Below are 3,330 nucleotides of genomic sequence, written 5' to 3'. Positions count from 1 at the left end.
GCGGCGTGGCCGACGGCGGTTCCGGGGACGGCGGTCAGGACCAGTGCGGCGGCACCGGCGGCCGCGATGCCGGCGGCGGACAGCTTCTGCGTCCGGTTCAGCCGGCCGAGTCCGGGGATGACGTGCTGAGGCATGGCGAGGTTGACCTTCCGAATGAGGGACGTCGCAGGACGCCGTGGAGTGGCGGAGAACGCCGAGATGAGGTACGGCGCCGAGCGACGGGAGACATTCTTAGCGGCCGGAAATTCGCCGGGCAAAGCTGTGACGTACGATCCGGGTTAGTGGGAATACACGGGCGGGGCGGTGCGTCAACCGCTCACATCGCCTTTATCCAGCGACTAACCCGGATCGTAGGTGACCTGCGCCCTATGCGCGGGGTCACACGGGGCAGAGGTTTATCTCGCGGAGCGTGATTGCTTCTGCACACTTCGCGGGACGTTCGCGGAGGCTCAGACCTCGACCATCACCTGGTCAAGGGACTTTCGGATCAAATCGGGCACTTCGCACTCCGGGGCGGGGTAGCCCACGGGGATCACCGCGAACGCCTTCTCGTTCACCGGCCGCCGCAGCACCTCCTGGAGGAACCGCATCGGACTCGGCGTGTGCACCAGCGCCGCGAGACCCGACAGATGCAGCGCGGTCAACAGCATGCCGACCGCGATCCCCACCGACTCGCCCACGTAGTAGTGCTTGCGCCTGCTGTCGTCCGGCCCCAGCCAGTACCGCTGCTCGAAGACGACGATCAGGTAGGGGGCGTCGGTCAGGTGCGGCTTCACCTCGTCCGTGCCCAGCGGTCGCAGCGCCGCCAGCCACTCCTCGCCCAGCCGCCCCTCGTAGGAGATCCGTTCCTCCTCCTCGGCCGCCTCCCGGATGGCGCGCCGCACCTGAGGGTCCTTGACCAGGACGAACGTCCACGGCTGCTGATGTGCCCCGGACGGCGCGGTCGCCGCGCAGGCGATGGCGTCCCGCACCACCTGCTCCGGCACCGGGTCCGCCGAGAACCGCCGGACCGTCCGCCGCTCGCCCATCCGCTCCCGTAACGCCGCGGCACGCTCCAGCGAGACCGCGGCCGGCATCTGCTCGGGGCGGTACGGCACCGGCCGGTAGGGCTCTCCGTGCGTCGGTGTCCATCTCCTTGTCGTATCCGTCATGCACCTGAGTCTGGGGCGCCCGGCGGCCGGGGGAGGGGAAGATCGCGGAATTCGCGGGCCGTACGCCGCATCGATGTCCCGTTCCATGGGGTACGCCACTGCTTGTCCCTATATAAGAGGACACATGCACATTCATTCCTCGTGTTCAGGGCGAGGGAAGACCCCCGACCAGGGCCGTACGCCCTAGGCCCGCCGACCGAGCACGGGCGCGCCGGTGGACCGATACGGGCAGGTCGGCGCGCCGGTACCGTGAAGCCATGACCAATGGACCGGGAGCCGGGATCCCCGCCGTGAGCACCGCGATCCTGGCGATGAGCAGGCACCTGGAGGTGCGCGACGTCCTCAAGACGATCGTCGCCTCGGCACGGGAACTGCTCGACGCCGAGTACGCCGCCCTGGGCGTGCCCGACGATCACGGAGGGTTCGCCCAGTTCGTGGTGGACGGCGTCAGCGAGGAGCAGTGGCGCGCCATCGGCCCGCTGCCCCGCCAGCACGGCATCCTCGCCGCGATGCTGCACAACGCGACCCCCGAGCGCCTCGCCGACGTCCGCGCCGACCCCCGCTTCGGCGGCTGGCCCGACGCCCACCCGGACATGTCCGACTTCATCGGCCTGCCCGTCGCCGACGGCGACGAGATCCTCGGCGCCCTCTTCCTCGCCAACAAACGCTGCCCCAGACCGGAGGGCGGCTGCGGCTTCACCGAGGAGGACGAACGGCTGCTCGGCATACTCGCCCAGCATGCCGCCATCGCCCTCACCAACGCCCGGCTCTACGAGCGCAGCCGCGAGCTGACCATCGCCGGGGAACGCGCCCGGCTCGCCCACGAACTGCACGACGCGGTCTCCCAGAAACTGTTCTCGCTCCGGCTCACCGCCCAGGCCAGCGCCGCCCTCGTCGACCGCGACCCGGCCCGCGCCAAGGACGAACTCCACCAGGTCGCCGCGCTGGCCGCCGAGGCCGCCGACGAACTGCGCGCCGCCGTCGTGGAGCTGCGGCCCGCCGCCCTCGACGAGGACGGGCTGGTCGCCACCCTGCGCTCCCAGGCCCAGGTCCTCGACCGCGCCCACGCCGCCCGCGTCACCTTCGAGGCCCGCGGCGTGCGCGCCCTGCCCGCCTCCCAGGAAGAGGCGCTGCTGCGCGTCGCCCAGGAGGCCCTGCACAACGCCCTGCGCCACTCCGGCGCCGAACGGGTCGAGGTCACCCTCGCCCGGCACGGCCAGGGCGCGCTGCTGCGCGTCGCCGACGACGGACGCGGCTTCGACACCCGAGCCGTCCGCCGCGCCGGCCGCCACCTCGGACTGGTCTCGATGCGGGACCGGGCCGGCGGCGTCGGAGGCCGCCTCACCGTGGAATCGGAGCCCGGCAAGGGCACCGCAGTCGAGATGGAGGTACCCGGTGGCTGACCGGGAAACGGGCGGCACCGCCCGCACACCGCAGGGCGGCGGGCCCATCCGCGTCCTCCTCGTCGACGACCACCAGGTCGTCCGGCGCGGCCTGCGGACGTTCCTGGAGGTCCAGGACGACATCGAGGTCGTCGGTGAGGCGTCCGACGGCGCCGAGGGCATCGCCGCCGCCGAACGCCTGCGCCCCGACGTCATCCTGATGGACGTCAAGATGCCCGGCACGGACGGCATCGCCGCGCTGCGCACCCTCCGCGAACAGGACAGCACCGCACGGGTGCTCGTCGTCACCAGCTTCACCGAACAGCGCACCGTCGTCCCCGCCCTGCGCGCGGGCGCCGCCGGCTACGTCTACAAGGACATCGACCCCGACGCGCTGGCCGGCGCCATCCGCTCCGTGCACGCCGGACACGTCCTCCTCCAGCCCGAGGTGGCCGGCGCCCTGATCTCCCAGGACGAGGGCGGCAACGGCCAGGGCCGCGGCACCACGCTCACCGAGCGGGAACGCGAGGTGCTCGCCCTGATCGCGGACGGGCGCTCCAACCGCGAGATCGCCCGCACCCTGGTCCTGTCCGAGAAGACGGTCAAGACCCATGTGTCCAACATCCTGATGAAACTGGACCTCGCGGACCGCACCCAGGCCGCCCTCTGGGCCGTCCGCCACGGCATCGGGGCATGACGGACGGACCGGCGGCGGGCCCTCACCCGCCCGGGTGAGGGCCCGCGCCTCACCCCCGCCTCTCCCGTTCCTCCACCGCCGCGTTGTACGCCGCCACCTG

The 3,330-nt window shown here is 72.0% G+C and carries 3 protein-coding genes; 2 read left to right on the top strand and 1 reads right to left on the bottom strand.

From position 1 onward, the window contains the following. Positions 1-449: 449 nt before the first annotated feature. Positions 450-1,151 carry a nitroreductase family protein gene (locus AC51EU_RS28820; RefSeq protein WP_496270031.1) on the bottom strand — a complete coding sequence of 234 codons (702 nt, stop codon included), beginning with the start codon at positions 1,149-1,151 and terminating at the stop codon, positions 450-452. Positions 1,152-1,408: 257 nt separating this feature from the next. Here AC51EU_RS28820 and AC51EU_RS28815 point away from each other — a divergent pair, with 257 nt between their 5' ends. Together AC51EU_RS28815 and AC51EU_RS28810 are read left to right on the top strand one after the other, a co-directional pair. Continuing rightward, positions 1,409-2,554 (top strand): GAF domain-containing sensor histidine kinase, encoded by a 1,146-nt coding sequence (locus tag AC51EU_RS28815; protein ID WP_496270030.1) that lies wholly within the window; start codon positions 1,409-1,411, stop codon positions 2,552-2,554. Further along, entirely contained in the window at positions 2,547-3,230 is a 684-nt protein-coding gene (locus tag AC51EU_RS28810) for a response regulator (RefSeq protein ID WP_496270029.1), read from the top strand. The genes AC51EU_RS28815 and AC51EU_RS28810 overlap by 8 nt, the downstream gene beginning before the upstream one ends. Positions 3,231-3,330: the final 100 nt, after the last annotated feature.

The organism is Candidatus Streptomyces philanthi, assembly GCF_059553635.1.
Note: the sequence above shows the minus strand (reverse complement) of the source record. Positions and strands in the feature narration are given on the sequence as shown.

Bases quoted from the DNA above. Each gene is read 5' to 3' on its own strand.
- AC51EU_RS28820 (WP_496270031.1), bottom strand. From the start codon at position 1,151: ATGACGGATACGACAAGGAGATGGACACCGACGCACGGAGAGCCCTAC.
- AC51EU_RS28815 (WP_496270030.1), top strand. From the start codon at position 1,409: ATGACCAATGGACCGGGAGCCGGGATCCCCGCCGTGAGCACCGCGATC.